Below are 16,769 nucleotides of genomic sequence, written 5' to 3'. Positions count from 1 at the left end.
TTATATTTGGGGGGGCTAGTTAATGATAACGCCATACCAAAGCAAATACTTTGCTTACGAATTAACAAAACAAAACGCTTCAAATTCGATAGGACGGTTAAGCCAATCTCTCATTAATGCTACGGTCGATTTAAACCCGCATCAAGTGGAAGCTGCTTTATTTGCCTTTCGTGCTCCATTGGAGAGAGGAGCGATTTTAGCGGATGAAGTAGGATTGGGAAAAACAATTGAAGCGGGATTGATTATCAGTCAATTGTGGGCAGAACGGAAGCGAAATATTCTTATTATCGTACCGCCTCCGTTAAGAAAACAATGGCATCAGGAACTATGGGAAAAATTTTATATCCCATCCATTATACTAGAAAGTAAAAACTTCAACGAAATGGTACGTTCCGGTCACCGTAATCCTTTTTTGCAACAAGATCAAGTTGTGATTACTTCTTATCCGTACGCTCGAAATAAAGCGGATATGATACGAAAGGTCAACTGGAATCTAATCGTTTTTGATGAAGCGCATCGTATGCGGAATGTATACAAAAAATCAAATAAAATTGCTCGCACGCTAAGAGAAGCTACAGCTGGTTATCCCAAAATTTTATTGACAGCTACGCCGTTGCAAAATTCGTTAATGGAATTATATGGACTTATCAGTTTTATTGATCCGCATATTTTTGGTGATGAAACGACGTTTAGACGTCAGTTTTCTCGAGGAACGAAAGAAATGTCGGAAAAGGATTTTATTGATTTGAAACAACGAATTAAGCCTGTTTGCCATCGTACATTAAGACGGCAAGTGACTGAGTATGTGAATTATACACAGCGTATTCCGATCACTCAAGAGTTTATGCCAACGAATGCGGAATGGGAATTGTATGAAAAAGTATCTGCATATTTACAAAGAGAACATCTTTTTGCGTTACCGGCAAGCCAACGGGCATTAATGACGCTTGTTGTCCGTAAATTGTTAGCTTCTTCTTCGTTTGCTATTTCCGATACATTGCTTTCTCTCATCAAAAGACTTGAGCAATTGTTAGAACAATTAGATAGCGGAAAAACAGAGATAACTGTAGAACACTCAAACGTTTATGCTGATGTTGATGAATTTGATGATACGGTGGAAGAGTGGGAAGAAGACGATCAGCCATCATACATAGACAAATTATCGCCAGATGAAATGAAGCGTCTTATTCAAGAAGAAAAAGAAGAATTAGAACAATATTATTCTCTAGCAAAATCAATTAAAGAAAATTCAAAAGCGGAAGCATTGCTTATTGCGCTTGAAAAAGGATTTGAAAAATTAAGAATGCTAGGTGCAAATGAAAAAGCGGTTATTTTTACAGAGTCACGTCGAACACAGATGTATTTACGTGAATTTCTTGAACGTAATGGCTACGCTGGCAAAATTGTTTTATTTAATGGCGAAAACCAAGATGAACAGGCAAAACAAATTTATGAGCAATGGTTAGAAAAGCATCGGCATGATGATAAAATTACTGGATCGAAGACAGCAGATATGCGCGCAGCGCTTGTTGAATATTTTAAAGAACAAGCGTCGATTATGATTGCGACTGAATCGGCATCGGAAGGAATTAACTTGCAATTTTGCAGCCTAGTCGTTAACTACGATTTACCTTGGAATCCACAGCGGATTGAGCAGCGAATCGGACGTTGTCATCGTTACGGTCAAAAGCATGATGTCGTTGTGATTAACTTTTTAAATTGTAAAAATGAAGCCGATAAAAAAGTGTATGAAATTCTCTCCGAAAAATTTAAGCTGTTTGAAGGGGTTTTTGGTTCTTCCGATGAGGTGCTAGGTTCGCTGGAGTCCGGTGTCGATTTTGAAAAACGGATTCAACAAATTTATCAGACGTGTCGCACGGCGGAAGAAATTGAACAAGCGTTTAAAAACTTGCAAGCGGAGTTAGATGAGCAAATTCAATTAAAAATGAAAGAAACACGTATGCATCTATTGGAAAACTTCGATGATGAGGTAAGAGAGAAACTAAGAGATCATTATCATCAAACAAGTTTACACCTCAATCGTATGGAACGTTACCTTTGGAATCTATCAAAATATGAAGGAGCAAGAGAGGCAATATTTGATGATGAAACATTGAGTTTTGTCAGAGATCATGAAACATACCAAATGATATCACAAGCGAAGAAGCAAAATAGCCCAAACATTCATCATTTTCGTTTTTCTCATCCGCTTGCACAAAAGTGGATCGAGCAAGCAAAAAGCCGGGAACTGTTGCCAAAGGAAATTACGTTCCGTTATTCGGATTATAAAGGGAAAGTCAGTATTTTAGAGCGATTGATTGGAAAAGAAGGTTGGTTATCGCTTGATTTGCTTCATGTACAGTCATTAGAAAGCGAACAGCACCTTATTTTTTCAGCAATTGATACAGAAGGTGAACAGCTCGATCAGGAAATGTGCGAAAAAATGTTTGAACTGCCTGCCGTTGAAGGGGAAGAGGTGGAAATTTCCGATTCGATTTGCAATACGCTTCGCCGGATTAGCGAAGGGCAACAAGAAGCAATTTTAAATGAAATTATGGAGAGAGCATCGGCTTATCTTGATTCTGAATTAGAAAAGTTGGAAAAGTGGTCGCAAGACTTGAAAAATAAACTTGAAAAAGATATAGATGAAATGACGGTAGAAATTGAACATTTGAAGCGAGAAGCAAAACTTACACGCAACTTAGCTGAAAAGCTGGAAAAAAACAAGCAAATTAAGGAATTGGAAAAGAAGCGCAACGAGATGCGGAGAAATCTCTATGATCAGCAAGATGAAATTGATGAACAAAAAGATCGCTTATTCGAGGAAGTAGAGAAAAAACTAGAACAGCGCACGGCAACTGAGCACCTTTTTACAATCAAATGGAGAATCGTGTAGCAACAGGAGGGATTACATTGGCACGAAAACAAAAACTAGAATTAACATGGATTGGCAAAGACGAACAACCAAAACTCGAACCGCGCATTCTTCTTGAAGATCCAAAGCTTTCTTATCACGCAAAAGAACGAGTGACGGAAAATGATATTTTTGATAATCGGCTTATTTTCGGGGATAACCTATTAGCATTGAAGGCATTGGAACAGGAGTTTTCTGGGAAAATAAAATGTATTTTTATCGATCCTCCATATAATACCGGAAATGCCTTTGAACACTATGATGATGGTTTAGAGCACTCTATTTGGTTAAATATGATGAAGAGCAGATTAGAAATATTAAAAAATTTGTTGTCCGATGATGGTTCTATTTGGATAGCTATTGATGATACAGAGCTACATTATTTAAAAGTAATGTGTGACGAAATTTTCGGTAGAAGCAACTTTTTAGCAAATATTATTTGGCAACATAGCGTACAGTCTAAAAATGACGCAAAGTTTTTTTCTTTACATCATAACTCAATTCTCGTATATAGAAAATCAGAAAAATTCGTATTAAACCGTCTCCCTAGAACGGAAGAACATAATACGGCTTATAGAAATCCGGATAACGATCCAAAAGGTCCTTGGAGAAGCGGGGATGTAAGGAGTCCAAACTATCGTGAAAATTTAAGGTATAAAGTTGTAACCCCAAGCGGTAATGTAATTGAACCACCAGAAAACGGTTGGAGATGGAATGAAGAAACGTTCTGGAAAAAAGTGGAGTCTGGCGAAATTATTTTTGTTGATAACGAAACAAGAGTTCTAAGAAAAATATATCTATCTGAGCAAAAAGGAAGGGTTCCTGAAACTATATGGTTTGGCAATGAGGTGGGTACTACAAGAGAAGCTACAAATGAAGTTGCTAGGCTTGTACCAAATGAAGAGAAATTTGCTACTCCTAAGCCAGAAAGATTAATTCAGCGAATAATTGAACTTGCAACAAACGAAGGAGATTGGGTTCTTGATTCTTTTGCCGGCTCAGGTACAACTGGGGCGGTGGCGCATAAAATGCGTCGGCGCTGGATTATGATTGAGCTTGGTGAGCACTGCCATACACATATTATTCCGCGAATGAAACAAGTCATTGATGGGACAGATCAAGGCGGAATTAGTGAAGCAGTGAATTGGAAAGGTGGAGGTGGTTTTCGCTATTACAAATTGGCGCCAAGCTTGTTGAAGAAAGATAAGTTTGGCAATTGGATTATTAATCCGGAATACAACGCCGAAATGCTGGCGGAAGCAATGTGTAAACATGAAGGATTTATGTATAATCCAGACCCGGAAGTGTTTTGGAAGCAAGGTCAGTCTACGGAGAACGATTTTATCTTTACAACCACACAGCTTGTCACGCAACAAATGGTAGAAGGTATCGTCGAGCAAATGAAAGAAAATGAAACATTACTCATTTGCTGTAAAGCATATAACGTTAACGTTGAGGATTTCCCGCAAGTGACGATTAAAAAAATTCCGCAAGCTATTTTAAACAAATGTGAGTTTGGTCGCGACGATTACAGTTTAAATGTCAACAACTTACCAATGAAAGAAAAAGAACCAGAACAATTAGAGTTATTTTAGGGGGAAGAGGTCATGAATCGTATCGTTAACGTTATCTCATCTCGGCTTAGTCTCCGTAAACCGCAAAAAGAATCATTGGAAATTCTCGCCGAAGTGATTGAACACTTCGGCTTAGATAAACAAAATGATCCACAATCGTTAAAAGAGAAGTTAGCGGCTGTTAATGCATTATTTCCTAGTGTTACTGATTTTGAACGAGAATTTCCATCGCTCTGTTTTGCGTTAGCCACTGGTGTCGGTAAAACACGTCTGATGGGAGCGTTTATTGCTTACTTACATATGGCAAAAGGAATTCGTAATTTTTTTGTTTTAGCACCTAACTTAACAATTTATGAAAAATTAATCCAAGATTTTACGCCTAATACACCGAAATATGTATTTAAGGGGCTTTCTGAGTTTGCTAATAAACAACCGAACATTATTACAGGGGATAACTATGATCAGCAAGCCCTCTTTTTAGCTGATCCGTTAGCTGTAAACATTAACATCTTCAACATATCTAAGATTAACAGCGAAGTTAGAGGCGGAAAAGCTCCAAGAATTAAACGGTTAAGTGAATATTTAGGAGAGAGTTATTATGATTATTTAAAATCCCTTCCTGATCTTGTTTTATTAATGGATGAATCGCATCGGTATCGAGCATCAGCTGGGGTGAAAGCGATCAATGAACTGAACCCGATTCTTGGTCTAGAGTTAACGGCTACGCCACAAGTGGAAAGAGGAAACAGAACGATACCATTTAAAAATATAATCTATAGCTATCCTTTATATAAAGCGATGGAAGACGGATATGTGAAAGAGCCAGCTGTAGCGACGAGAGAAAATTTTAATCCAGCAAGATTCAACGAACGAGAGTTAGAACGTTTAAAATTAGAAGACGGTATCCGTGTCCATGAAGAAACGAAATTAGAGCTAGAATTGTACGCTCGGGAAAACAACGAAAAATTAGTAAAGCCGTTTATTCTTATCGTCGCTCAAGATACGAATCATGCGGAAGAGTTAATGAATATCATTGAAAGTGATGATTTTTTTGAAGGACGTTATAAAGGTAAAGTCATTACTGTTCATTCCAACCAGCGTGGCGAAGAAAAGGACGAAACAATTAAGCAATTGCTTGCTCTTGAGGCTCCGAATTCAAAAATAGAGATTGTCATTCATGTGAACATGTTAAAAGAAGGATGGGACGTAACGAATTTATACACGATTATTCCACTTCGTGCGGCAAATTCCAAAACATTAGTGGAACAGTCCATCGGTCGAGGACTTCGTCTCCCATACGGAAAACGGACGGGAGTTCCGGCAGTCGATCGTTTAACGATTATTGCGCATGATAAATTCCAAGAAATTATTGATGAGGCGAATAATCCTACTTCTATTATTCGTCGCGGGGTTGTCATTGGTCGTGATGTGGCACAGACAGAGAAAAAAATAGTTACTGTTGAGTCAAACGCAGAACGTTCATTAATTGATGAACTAGTTGGAACGACGGAATCCACTTCCCCAGAAGACAAAAAGAAAATAGAAATGAAAAGAAACATTGCGGAAACAATAGTAAAAGCCATTTCTAAGCAACGAACATTACATAGTTCTAAACAATTAAAAGATCCTGAAGTACAACAACAAATTGTTAGCGATGTGAAAGGAATATACACAGTATCACAATTGTCTATATTTGAGGAAGAACCTGAAAAAATGATTGAGAGCATGGTTGCAAAAGCAGTCGAGGTACTTCCTAATTTGACTATGGAAATTCCAAGAATTATTGTGCAGCCTACAGGAGAAATCTCGTGGGGGTACCGTGATTTTGATTTAAACTGCGATTTAATTCCAAAATTTCAGCCTGTTGCCGAAAATATTCTAATTGAACATTTGCGTACACATCAAAGAGAAGTGTTGCGAATTCAAAAAGATACGAATATGACGGAAGAACGTTTAGAAGATTATCTTGTCTTTCATCTAATTGATTATCCAGATGTTTCCTATGAAGAACATGCTGAATTGTTGTATAAGTTATCAGGACAGTTAATTAATTATCTTCGAAGTTATTTAAAAACGGAAGATGACGTCAAAAACGTAGTAATTTACAATCAAAAACGTTTAGCAGAATTGATTTATAAGCAAATGAAAGAACATTATTATGAAGAGCAAACGAATTATGAAGTGACTGTTCGAATAGGGTTTGATACGTTAAAAGACAGCAGTGTCACTGTAGATGTCAATGAAGAAGTGCGCGATTTTCGCCAACCAGTAGCAAATAAAGCGGCGATTCGGAACATGTGTTTTGGGGGATTTAAAAAATGTTTATATCGAACACAAAAATTTGAATCTGATGCAGAGCGAAGATTTGCGGTCATTTGCGAAAACGATCCGTCCGTTTTAAAATGGCTGAAGCCAACGAAAAATCATATTAAAATTTATTATAATCAAACACAAGCATATATCCCGGATTTTATTGTGGAAACAGAAGAGAAAATGTATTTATGTGAAATCAAGGCAACAAACAGAATAGAAGAAGATCGAGAAGTAGCACTGAAAGCACAAGCGGCTATCACTTGGTGCAAATATGCATCCGATCATGCTCGTCAAAACAACGGAAAAGAATGGGTATATTTATTAATTCCACATGATGATGTAGATTCGAACAAGACAATCAAGGGGTTAGAGGCGGTGTATAGAAAGAACCCCGTGGTGCTAGATAAAGATTGGTGACCACAAAAAATAGCTCTTGCATGGGAAAAACCTTTAAAATGAAAGTACGACTCTACATTTTGAAAGGAGAAGTCCCATGCAAGGGCACTTTTATTTTTTTTACGCAAACAGGTCAAATCCTGTAAATTCCAAATATCCTCCGGAGGCAGCAAACTTTTTTCAATCAGAATATGACTCAATAGTTTGGCGATCCATTCCTCGTCGGACACATCTGTTTTTCTTCTAGGAACATTTTTGATTCGTTTTGCTTTGGCAAACTTCTGTTCGTAGCCACTTTTCCATGAGAAAAGGTATGGTAATGAGCGGACCATCAAATGGACTCAAACAGTTTATTTTACAGGGGCGAACCCCTATTAGAATACGCGTCTTTCTAACCTATTTAATCAGACTTTTAAAAATTTTGTTATTTATGTAAAATAAAAAGAGATTAAGCGTTATTTATGGTGATAAGGAGAGTGAATTAAGAATTTAGTTTCTTTTTTAACCGAGGAATTTACATTTATAAGAAGTTCTTTACTTTTCCCTATGACATTCCTTATTTCCATATACCTAGGAGGTGTGATTTTATGGCAAATCTTCAAAAGTATTTTGAAGATTTTCATAAAAAAATCAAATTGGAATACGAAGATAATGACACCTTACGCGAAAAAAGGGATATTCTCATAGATAAATTGAAAAAAAACATGCCGGAAGATGCGCCGAGTTTTTCGACGTTTAATCAGGGGAGTTATGCCATGTTCACAGGAATCAAACCTTTGGAAGGCGGGCAGTACGATATCGATGTAGGATTGTGGTTTAATATGTCTAAGGAAGATTATCCAGATCCATTGGTCCCTAAACAATGGGTGTATGATGCTTTGAAAGATCATACTCATGATGTTAGGATTAAACATCCATGTGTAACCGTTACGTATAAAGAAGACGGAGAACCAGCCTATCATGTGGATCTAACAGTTTATGCCGCTGATAATCCTGATAAAAAAGTATATTTAGCAAGAGGAAAAAAATATAGCAGTGAAGAGAATAAATACTGGGAAGAATCGAATCCAAAAGAGCTAATCGACCGGATCCAAAACCATCTAGACGATGAGAATGATCGGGCGCAATTCAGGAGGGCAATCCGTTATTTAAAAAGGTGGAAGGATATAAAGTTTAATAATGTAGATAAAAAACCATCAGGTATTGGCTTAACTGTTGCTGCATTGGATTATTTCTCTCCCAAATATGTCTATGATGCTTTTACCAACACACGTTACCCCGATGATTTACAGGCTGTAACAGATTTTGTACAAGCCCTGATCAATGCATTTAAATGGGTATATTCTGAAGAAGAGGAAAAATGGGTGTTACGTTTAATAGTGAATCTTCCGGTCCCGCCGTATACAGATTTGTTTGAAAAAATGACAAATAAACAAATGGAAACTTTTAAAGAAAAATTAGAAAAATTACTTACTGCATTGCAGGAAGCAAAAAGTGAAGTAGATCCCGTAGAAGCATGCAAAACGTTACAAAAGCAATTTGGGGATGATTTTCCAGTTCCAGAAATCGAGGAAACAGGAGAGAGGAAAGATCGTCCTGCAATCATAACCGAAAGCTCATCAGCTTAGAGGTGGGGAATGTTCTTGTTTGAAGAAATAAAAATGAAACTTCAAGCACAATGTCCTGACTTGATAAAAGGTGTAGAAACAATCGAAGTTACTGTTGTACCGCCACGAGATAATTATGTCTACGCATTGAAAGGCACTATCGCTATCGGCGATCAAGAGGCTAGTGTATACATTGCTTTTAAAAAGGATTTTCCTATTCGTAAACCCGATATTTTTTTAGAAGACAGAGATGTATTTGGGTTTATTCCGCATATCGAACCGGATGGATTTATCTGTTACGTACATGAAGAGGGGTTGCTCTTGGATCAAGACAACCCCTTTGGTATCGTAAAAGACAGTTTGGCAAGAGCGATTCGAACATTAGAGATGGGTGTTAGTGAAGATAATTATGACGATTTATATAATGAATTCGAGGTGTATTGGGCGCGGCAAAAAACAAAAATAGTTGTAGACTGTATCTTATCGTTAGGAGAACGAGTAAAAGAAATTTATGTTTTGTATGATCCGAAATTGCATCGTCCTGTTTTTATATTTGATGCGTTGGATGAAAAAAGCATTTTTTATGCGAAAAACCTTTTTCATTACGATATTTTAGATGAAAGTATCGAAAAACAAAAGGGGATCTATATACCACTTCGTGAAGGTACGAGATTACTTCCGCCTTCATATTCATCGCCGTGGGGATTTGGGCAGATAAAAGATATTATTTTTTCGAATATAACGAGTTCCAATAAAAGAGAGCTTCAAAGAATATTGAAACAAAAAAGGATTTATAGAAACACCAAAGAATACATTCTTTTATCTGTACCTCAACCCAATGGATATCATGCACTGGTCGGCATTGAATTGTCTGAATTTAAGGCGAGAAAAGGGCTAAAAAACAATAAATCATTTCGACATCCATTAATCAAGGTGCAGTCCGATTTTAAATTAACACCTTTAGTATTAAAACGTCATCATCCTTCATATCTCCTGCAACGGACAATTGGATACGATGAAATTCATAATAAACATATCGCAGTCATTGGTTTAGGAGCAGTAGGTAGTCGTATAACGATGGAACTAGCAAGGGCGGGAGTTTCAAAATTTACGCTCATTGATGACGACGTACTTGATATTGATAATGTATTTCGCCATGAGTTAGGATCCGAACGATTATATTTCTTTGATCAGAAACAACACCAACTTCAAAAGGTGCCAAAAGTTTACGGTATGTATCAAGAACTAAAGGAAAAATATCCTCTTATTGATGTCGAGCCTAAAGTTAAAAATATCTTGGATTTAATTCGGGAAGACATCCACCAATTTGAGCAATTTGATTTGATCATTGTTGCTATTGGAAATCCAACCGTTGAACGCTACTTTAACCGCGTGGTTCGAACTTTAACGGATCCGCCTCCTGTGATTTTTACATGGTTGGAACCATTAGGTATCGGTGGGCATGCGCTTTTGACTCTCAATAATGGGAATAATGGTTGTTATGAGTGCCTTTATACCAATCCATTCGATCCTGACTGCGCACTTTATAACAAGGCGTCCTTTGCAGCGCCAAACCAGTTTTTTGGGAAAATGATTTCTGGATGTCAAACTGCTTTTACCCCTTATGGATCTATGGATGCACTCCAAACCGCAATTTTAGCAACACGGCTGGCGCTATCAGTTTTGACAGGAAAAGAAAAAGACAATCCATTGTGTTCCTGGAAAGGTGACAGTACGGATTTTCTCGAGCACGGATTTAAACTGTCGAAACGTTATGAATTAACAACAGAACAATTAAATAATACCCGTTATCACTATAAAGCACAACAGTGTCCAATTTGCGGACAGGATGGTGGATCATGATTTTCTTATCAAACAATAACAGCAAACTAAAAATCAGTGATCATGCACTTCAAACAATGTTGGGTTATCGGCAAATTGGTAAAAAGGATTTAGAAGCAGGAGGCATTTTGGTTGGCAGATGGATTCTTGATTCCAATGATGTAGTTGTCGATGATGTTTCGACTCCTATGCCCAACGATATTAGAAAGCGATGTTTTTTTAAAAGGAATCAAAAAGAGCATCAGCAATTTCTTCTTCAAAAATGGATAGAAAGTAATGGGACACAGAATTATCTAGGGGAGTGGCATACACATCCTGAACCTTCGCCTACTCCTTCTCCCCATGACAGAAAAGAATGGAAGCGAATTATAAAAGAAATTACAGGTGTAGATCGACTTTTTTTCATCATTGTAGGGACAGAGAAAATAAAGGTATGGGAAGTATCTTCACTAAACGGGAAGATTATTACGGCAACATTAATGGAAAGGAGTTAAAACGATGGATCTCTCGAACGCGGAAAATTATTATTTATGGGTTAACTCAGGGGGAATGTGTGCCATTTGTAAACGAAAGTTAATTCTTGACGATGTCGGAAAAAAAATCAACATTGGTGAACGGGCACATATTATCGCGAAGGGAAAAAGGGGTCCACGTCGTGAACATATGGAAGAGTACGGATTAACAGAGGATCGGTTAGATACTCCAGAAAATTTAATATTGTTATGTGAAACACACCATAAAATCATTGATCAGAATCCAGAGCAGTATCCGCCCCATGAACTTTTTCGGATTAAAAAAGAACATGAGCAGTTCGTTCAAAAGCGTCTGGAGTTGTATGGAAATTCTATTGTAGTCATTCACAAAAGGAAGGGTGGACCTATTGATCACATTTCGATTGCGGATCAGATAAATTGTTTATTAATGGATGCCGTAAGTCTTCAGGAAGAATTTAATGATTTTTCAAAAGAAGGTTGGCAAGAGGCAAAAAAGAAAAACGAGGAATTTTATACTGAGGTTATGAAAGTAAAACAAAAATATGACGGGGCAACGATTACTGTATTTCCATTATCACCAATTCCATTGCTGGTTCACTTCGGAAAACTAATTTCTGATACAGTTCCTGTCGAGATTTATCAATATGACCGAAGTAAACAGGTGTGGGTAAGAAGTGCCCCTAGAGATCAAGAAGTCAAAGAATTGGAGTTAGAGGTTTCGTTTTCACCAAACGAGTCGGATATTTTGGTGGTTACAATAGAAATTACCAGCAAAATTCGCCCGTCCGATGTAGTGACAGCTTTAGAAAATAAACCGTATAAGCATCTTAATATCTATATTCCTGAACCTAAAATTGATGCTGTGTTGTTTCATCATGATGTGAAAAGAATCAAGGAAACGTTTCAAAATGAGATATTAAGGCTTCGTCAAGAACATGATGTTAATGAAATTCATTTGTTTTATGCAGGTCCAGCAGGACTTGCAGTCGAACTAGGTCGCTGTATCAATGAGACAATGTTTCCATATGTTCATTTATATCATTTTAATGAACGGGAGATCCCTAGATATCAATATGCTTTTACTATATAAAATTCACAATCAAATTAGGGGCATTTTTGCACGAAAAAATAGGGATAGAAGTTTTCTAACGGGTTTTGTTTTCGGGCGCAAAACAAAAAATGGCATGCAAAATGACGTGCGAACTGACATAAGTTTTAGCACGTCATTTTTTATTGTTTATTTAAACTTGCATCAAGACTTAGAATCGAGAAACGACAGATATCGTTTATTTTAATTACGTATAAGTCTTCCCTATAGATATTAAGGCGATTTTTTCAATAAACACTTATTGGTACTAACAGGAATAGATAGTTGAATAAAATAAGAACAAAAAAGACCTTACCATCAAATAATGTGACTTTCCATTTGGTCAAAAATCAATAATTAACACAGAGCTAAAAACAAAAAAAGGAGTGGAAAGCATGGGCTATGAAAAAACAAAGGAAGAAATAAGAGATGTCGTTTTATCTGGATATCCTCTGTTGCATGTTATTACGGACGATGAAAGACCGGTGATCGAAACATTTCATTGGATTTCCAATAAATATTCGAGAAAATATGATGTACTAACGTGGAATTATTCGAGTGGATTGGTATTAGAAACTGGTGAAATAAAAACCGAAGAGGTTCGTAATCCTTTGGATTTGTTTAAAAAAATAAAAGGATATCCAAGAAATGCAATCTTTGTATTGCATGACTTTCATATTTTCTTTCAAAACAAAGAAATATTGCTGGAATTAAAAGATACGGTATTGCATATTGCGGTTCCGGTGACCAACGAATTTTTGTGGAAGCGTTATTCTAACGTGGATCATCGTATTTATAAGCATATTGTCATTACGTCGCCGAAACAAGAAGTTCCTTTGGAATTGAATAAATTAATGCATGTCATCCGTTTTGGGCTTCCTGGTCGAAAAGAAATTGAAGAAATGATTGATGTTATTACAAAAAAAACAACAGAACAGCGTAAGATGAGCAAAGAAGAAAAAGAAAGAATCATTAATGCGTCATTAGGTTTAACCGAAACGGAAATTTTTAACGCGTATATCAAATCGATGTTGAAAAATAAAGGAAAAATTGATCCGAAAACCGTAGCCAATGAAAAGCGTCAAATCGTCGAAAAAGAAGGGGTATTAGAATATTACGAACCCGATGTGTCGATCAGTGAAATCGGTGGTCTAAAGCCATTGATTGATTGGATTCAAAAGCGAAAAATTGCTTATAATGAAGAGATTCGAAAAAAGTATGGATTGAATTTGCCAAAAGGGCTGTTAATGACTGGAATTCAAGGGTGCGGAAAAAGCTACACGGCAAAAGCGATTGCCAACTTTTTAGAAGTGCCGATGCTGCGGCTAGATATCGGGGCTTTGATGAACAAATGGTTAGGGCAGAGTGAAGAAAACATTCGAAAAGCGATTCAATTAGCAGAAAACATCGCTCCTTGCGTTTTGTTTATCGATGAGATTGATAAAGCAATTCCGGATCCGACTAGCAGCAATACTCATGAAGTAAGCAAACGGATTTTGTCTACGTTGCTTACATGGCTACAAGAAAAAAAGAGTCCTGTTTTTGTTGTAGCTACCGCAAACAATATCGAAAATCTTCCTCCAGAGTTCATGAGAAAAGGAAGATTTGATGAAATCTTTTTCGTCGATCTTCCAAAAAAACAAGAGAGAAAAGAAATATTTGCGATTCATTTAAAGAAAAAGGGATATGATCCAAGAAAATTTGATCTAGACTTGCTTACGGAAAAAACCGAAGGGTTTTCTGGCAGTGAAATCGAGGCATTAATTAATGAAGGCATTTTCCAGGCTGCTTATGATCAAAAAAGTTTAGAAATGACGTATTTATTAAAAGAAATTGAACAAACTAGCCCATTAAGTCAGACCATGGGGGATAGATTAAAACAAATTCAAGAATGGGCAATACAAAATAAATTGAGACGGGCGAATTATTAAAAAATGATTTTTAATCGAAAGAAACGGCATTTTTCGCTGTTTCTTTTTTCTTGTGCGCCCGGCATGGGTGTAATCTATCAAGGAGGAAATGGCGAATCCCATGGGAACTTCAAGAGGGGGAGAGCAGAGATTGGAATAAATAGGGGATATCGTTTGCGTAGAAAAGGAAAATCTTTTAACAGCTTTAAAATAAGTGGAATGCAATAAAGGCAGTCATGCCATAGATGGTATGTCCGCAAAAGACCTGCGAAGGCACTTCCATGAAAACTGGAAAACCTTATGGAAAGCGTCAAGAGAGGAAACCTGCCAACCTTCTCCGGTCCGTCGAATCGAAATACCGAAAGCGAACGGGTAGAGTAAGGCTGCTAGGAATTCCTACCGTGACAGACCGTTTCATCCAACAAGCAATTGCCCAAGTGCTCATACCGATTTATGACCCTGCGTTTTCGGAAAACAGTTATGGATTTCGTCAAAACAAAAGGGGACGCGACGCGGTTAGGGAAGCAAAAGGGTACATCAAAGAAGGATATCGCTAGGTAAGTGGATTTGGCTTAGAAAGACTCTTGCAAATTTAAAGGAATTTTTGCGCTTTATTTCCTCAAAAATCTGGAGTATTGCGTAAAGCTTTCCGTTTATTTTTACAAAAGAGTCGTTAAGATGGACTGGCATGAAGCATCTGCGGACATCTGGCGAAAGGGGCGACCGCCATTCCTTGTTTCGCCAGGCATTTTGCCTAACATGTCCGCCACTTTATGTAAAGCCGTGTATTTAATTTTGTAAATATATTTCTATGAAATAATGCGATAATGTGAAAGCAAAATAAAATGAAAATTTACATTATGATTTACTCTGTTTTTTTGGGGTCTGTTTTTTCTGGGAATGGAATGATGATTCCTTTGGCTGATTTTTTTTCTTTCGAACGCTGTATTTTTTGAGATACCCATTCTGATTCTAATCGCCTGATAAAATAATTCCAAATATCTTTTAATTGAGGAAAAAGATGAAATTCACTTCTTGGTGGATAATCGATTTTTAAATCAATGCCACAAAGCTCGTTTACTCGATCAAACACGTCAAATAATACATTTCCCAATCGGTTTTTTCCGGTTGGAGAAGTCAAGGAAAATAATTCAGTAACATAGGTATATGGAGTAAGTTCATGAGATTCTACTGGAAATTCTGCATGATCCACCACTGCTTGAACAATAAATTCCCAAATATCTTTTCCATACCTTTGTTGAATGGACATCATCGCTTTTCCTGGCTTGGTGATAACCAAGCCAGTTTACACCTCCTTATCCGTATTCAAAATAAACATCCATGAACAATAAGACCAGAAGATCAGGAATGGAAAGTAATAAACTTCCGATAATGTATATTATCAGAATATGATTTTGATGGGAAATGAATCAAAATAATCTCTTTTTCCGTGAAAATGCACGTGCTTGGATTGGTCATTTTCATGCCCGGGTGGAGGGCAAAACGTTGCCCATGGATCTTTTCCGTGAAAATGCAGGACTGACGCGAGATTTTCATCCCCGGGTGGAGGGCAAAGCGCGCTGCCCATGGATCTTTTCTGTGAAAATAATGAATCCATGAGCGGTTATTTTCATGCTTGGGTGGCGAGTAAAAGCTTACTCATGGATGTTTTTTGGAGCCTTAAAAATCCTATTGAAGCTTTAAAATCCACTAAAAGGAAAATTTAGATGAATGTTAGAAACCATCCAATAACTTGAAAGAAACATGATTCCAATCAAAGAAGGCAAATCAATTATTCATTACCTTCGTTTTTTATTTTTTCTGCTTCCTTTTTGAAATTTTCTATAATTTCCCTCATCTTTCTTTCATGTTCTTTATCTACTTTTTCGATAATTTCTTTTGGATCAACTGAATTCTTTTTTCTTCTTTCTGATGGTGGTTGAAATGACATAGCTTCTAACTCCTTTTTTATACTTGGAGAGCATGGCAATCCATCAGTGTGCTGTTAGATTTTCTAACATTCAGACTTATTACTCGGATTTATTGTGTCTTTTACATTCTACAAGCGATTTCTCTCCATTATTCTTTGTAATATGTTATGTTTTGTGATTGCTAAATAAAACTGGCTCTCATGTTCTTTTGGTGAAAAGTCAAGATAATCGAGAATGAGAAGCTTAAAAATTCTAATTTACACACTAACTTTCTCAATTAGCTATCCCCCTGTCGCCAAGATTGCGTAAGAACCAATTTTGCTCGTCGGTTACATGTTTTCGTATGATTTAAGCTAATAAAAAGCGAATTGTTATATAAATAAAGTAACAAGAAAAAAGGTTTGTTAGAAACGTGTCTTAGTTAAACGAAGGGTAGCTTGATCACTCTTTTTCAATTCAGATTCATAATTCACCAATAAAGATGCGTAAACGAAATGATATTAGAATTAACAAACAAACACAAAGAACAGTAAAAACATCATTGGATTGAAAATTATTCGCAAAGAATCAATAAAAATCACAATAAAGTAAAATAAAATAACATAAAATGAAAAAAAGAACCTGCCATTTGACAGGTCGAGGTGATCATATGAAAAAAGAAAAAAGGAGGAATGAGAGGAAAAAATGAAGCATGTACCAAC

Annotated in this window: 10 protein-coding genes and 2 pseudogenes; 9 read left to right on the top strand and 3 right to left on the bottom strand. The window is 36.8% G+C overall.

Going from position 1 to position 16,769, the window contains the following annotated elements; translation table 11 throughout:
• Nucleotides 1-22 precede the first annotated feature (22 nt).
• From CV944_RS01440 to CV944_RS01430, 3 genes are read left to right on the top strand one after another with little or no spacing between them, the layout of a single operon-like run.
• Nucleotides 23-2,896, top strand: coding sequence for an SNF2-related protein (locus CV944_RS01440; RefSeq protein WP_100663771.1), 2,874 nt, complete (start codon nucleotides 23-25; stop codon nucleotides 2,894-2,896).
• 17 nt (nucleotides 2,897-2,913) lie between these two features.
• Nucleotides 2,914-4,509 carry a site-specific DNA-methyltransferase gene (locus CV944_RS01435; RefSeq protein WP_233204965.1) on the top strand — a complete coding sequence of 532 codons (1,596 nt, stop codon included), beginning with the start codon at nucleotides 2,914-2,916 and terminating at the stop codon, nucleotides 4,507-4,509.
• Nucleotides 4,510-4,521: 12 nt separating this feature from the next.
• Nucleotides 4,522-7,218 (top strand): DEAD/DEAH box helicase, encoded by a 2,697-nt coding sequence (locus tag CV944_RS01430; protein WP_100663769.1) that lies wholly within the window; start codon nucleotides 4,522-4,524, stop codon nucleotides 7,216-7,218.
• A gap of 95 nt (nucleotides 7,219-7,313) precedes the next feature.
• On the opposite strand, the pseudogene CV944_RS17555 reads toward CV944_RS01430, so the two are convergent.
• A pseudogene (locus tag CV944_RS17555) lies at nucleotides 7,314-7,466 on the bottom strand (IS110 family transposase); the annotation flags it as partial.
• Between the two features lie 318 nt (nucleotides 7,467-7,784).
• Here CV944_RS17555 and CV944_RS01420 point away from each other — a divergent pair.
• From CV944_RS01420 to CV944_RS01395, 6 genes and pseudogenes are all read left to right on the top strand, one after another.
• Nucleotides 7,785-8,825, top strand: a complete 1,041-nt coding sequence (locus CV944_RS01420; RefSeq protein WP_100663768.1) for a nucleotidyltransferase domain-containing protein — start codon at nucleotides 7,785-7,787, stop codon at nucleotides 8,823-8,825.
• Between the two features lie 15 nt (nucleotides 8,826-8,840).
• Nucleotides 8,841-10,667 carry a ThiF family adenylyltransferase gene (locus CV944_RS01415; protein ID WP_158236215.1) on the top strand — a complete coding sequence of 609 codons (1,827 nt, stop codon included), beginning with the start codon at nucleotides 8,841-8,843 and terminating at the stop codon, nucleotides 10,665-10,667.
• A complete protein-coding gene (locus CV944_RS01410) occupies nucleotides 10,664-11,140 on the top strand; it encodes a Mov34/MPN/PAD-1 family protein (protein WP_100663766.1) in 477 nt (158 codons plus the stop codon). Before CV944_RS01415 ends, CV944_RS01410 begins: the two co-directional genes overlap by 4 nt.
• A 4-nt stretch (nucleotides 11,141-11,144) precedes the next feature.
• Nucleotides 11,145-12,230, top strand: a complete 1,086-nt coding sequence (locus CV944_RS01405) for an SAVED domain-containing protein (RefSeq protein ID WP_100663765.1) — start codon at nucleotides 11,145-11,147, stop codon at nucleotides 12,228-12,230.
• 392 nt (nucleotides 12,231-12,622) lie between these two features.
• Nucleotides 12,623-14,158: an AAA family ATPase gene (locus tag CV944_RS01400; protein ID WP_100663764.1), complete on the top strand. Its 1,536-nt coding sequence runs from the start codon at nucleotides 12,623-12,625 to the stop codon at nucleotides 14,156-14,158.
• Between the two features lie 193 nt (nucleotides 14,159-14,351).
• Nucleotides 14,352-14,691 (top strand): annotated as a pseudogene (locus CV944_RS01395) (group II intron reverse transcriptase/maturase); the annotation flags it as partial.
• Nucleotides 14,692-15,002: 311 nt separating this feature from the next.
• Here the strand turns inward: CV944_RS01395 and CV944_RS01390 are convergent.
• Together CV944_RS01390 and CV944_RS17240 are read right to left on the bottom strand one after the other, a co-directional pair.
• Complete coding sequence (locus tag CV944_RS01390; protein ID WP_145994811.1) at nucleotides 15,003-15,407, bottom strand: hypothetical protein; 405 nt, start codon at nucleotides 15,405-15,407, stop codon at nucleotides 15,003-15,005.
• 522 nt (nucleotides 15,408-15,929) lie between these two features.
• Nucleotides 15,930-16,088, bottom strand: a complete 159-nt coding sequence (locus CV944_RS17240) for a hypothetical protein (protein WP_158236214.1) — start codon at nucleotides 16,086-16,088, stop codon at nucleotides 15,930-15,932.
• Nucleotides 16,089-16,769 lie beyond the last annotated feature (681 nt).

It is taken from the genome of Geobacillus sp. WSUCF-018B (genome assembly GCF_002809985.1).
Classification (GTDB): domain Bacteria; phylum Bacillota; class Bacilli; order Bacillales; family Anoxybacillaceae; genus Geobacillus; species Geobacillus thermophilus.
This window is presented reverse-complemented; position numbering and strand designations above follow the sequence as displayed.

Bases quoted from the DNA above. Each gene is read 5' to 3' on its own strand.
- CV944_RS17240 (WP_158236214.1), bottom strand. From the start codon at position 16,088: ATGTCATTTCAACCACCATCAGAAAGAAGAAAAAAGAATTCAGTTGAT.
- CV944_RS01410 (WP_100663766.1), top strand. From the start codon at position 10,664: ATGATTTTCTTATCAAACAATAACAGCAAACTAAAAATCAGTGATCAT.
- CV944_RS01440 (WP_100663771.1), top strand. From the start codon at position 23: ATGATAACGCCATACCAAAGCAAATACTTTGCTTACGAATTAACAAAA.
- CV944_RS01430 (WP_100663769.1), top strand. From the start codon at position 4,522: ATGAATCGTATCGTTAACGTTATCTCATCTCGGCTTAGTCTCCGTAAA.
- CV944_RS01420 (WP_100663768.1), top strand. From the start codon at position 7,785: ATGGCAAATCTTCAAAAGTATTTTGAAGATTTTCATAAAAAAATCAAA.
- CV944_RS01405 (WP_100663765.1), top strand. From the start codon at position 11,145: ATGGATCTCTCGAACGCGGAAAATTATTATTTATGGGTTAACTCAGGG.
- CV944_RS01390 (WP_145994811.1), bottom strand. From the start codon at position 15,407: ATGTCCATTCAACAAAGGTATGGAAAAGATATTTGGGAATTTATTGTT.
- CV944_RS01400 (WP_100663764.1), top strand. From the start codon at position 12,623: ATGGGCTATGAAAAAACAAAGGAAGAAATAAGAGATGTCGTTTTATCT.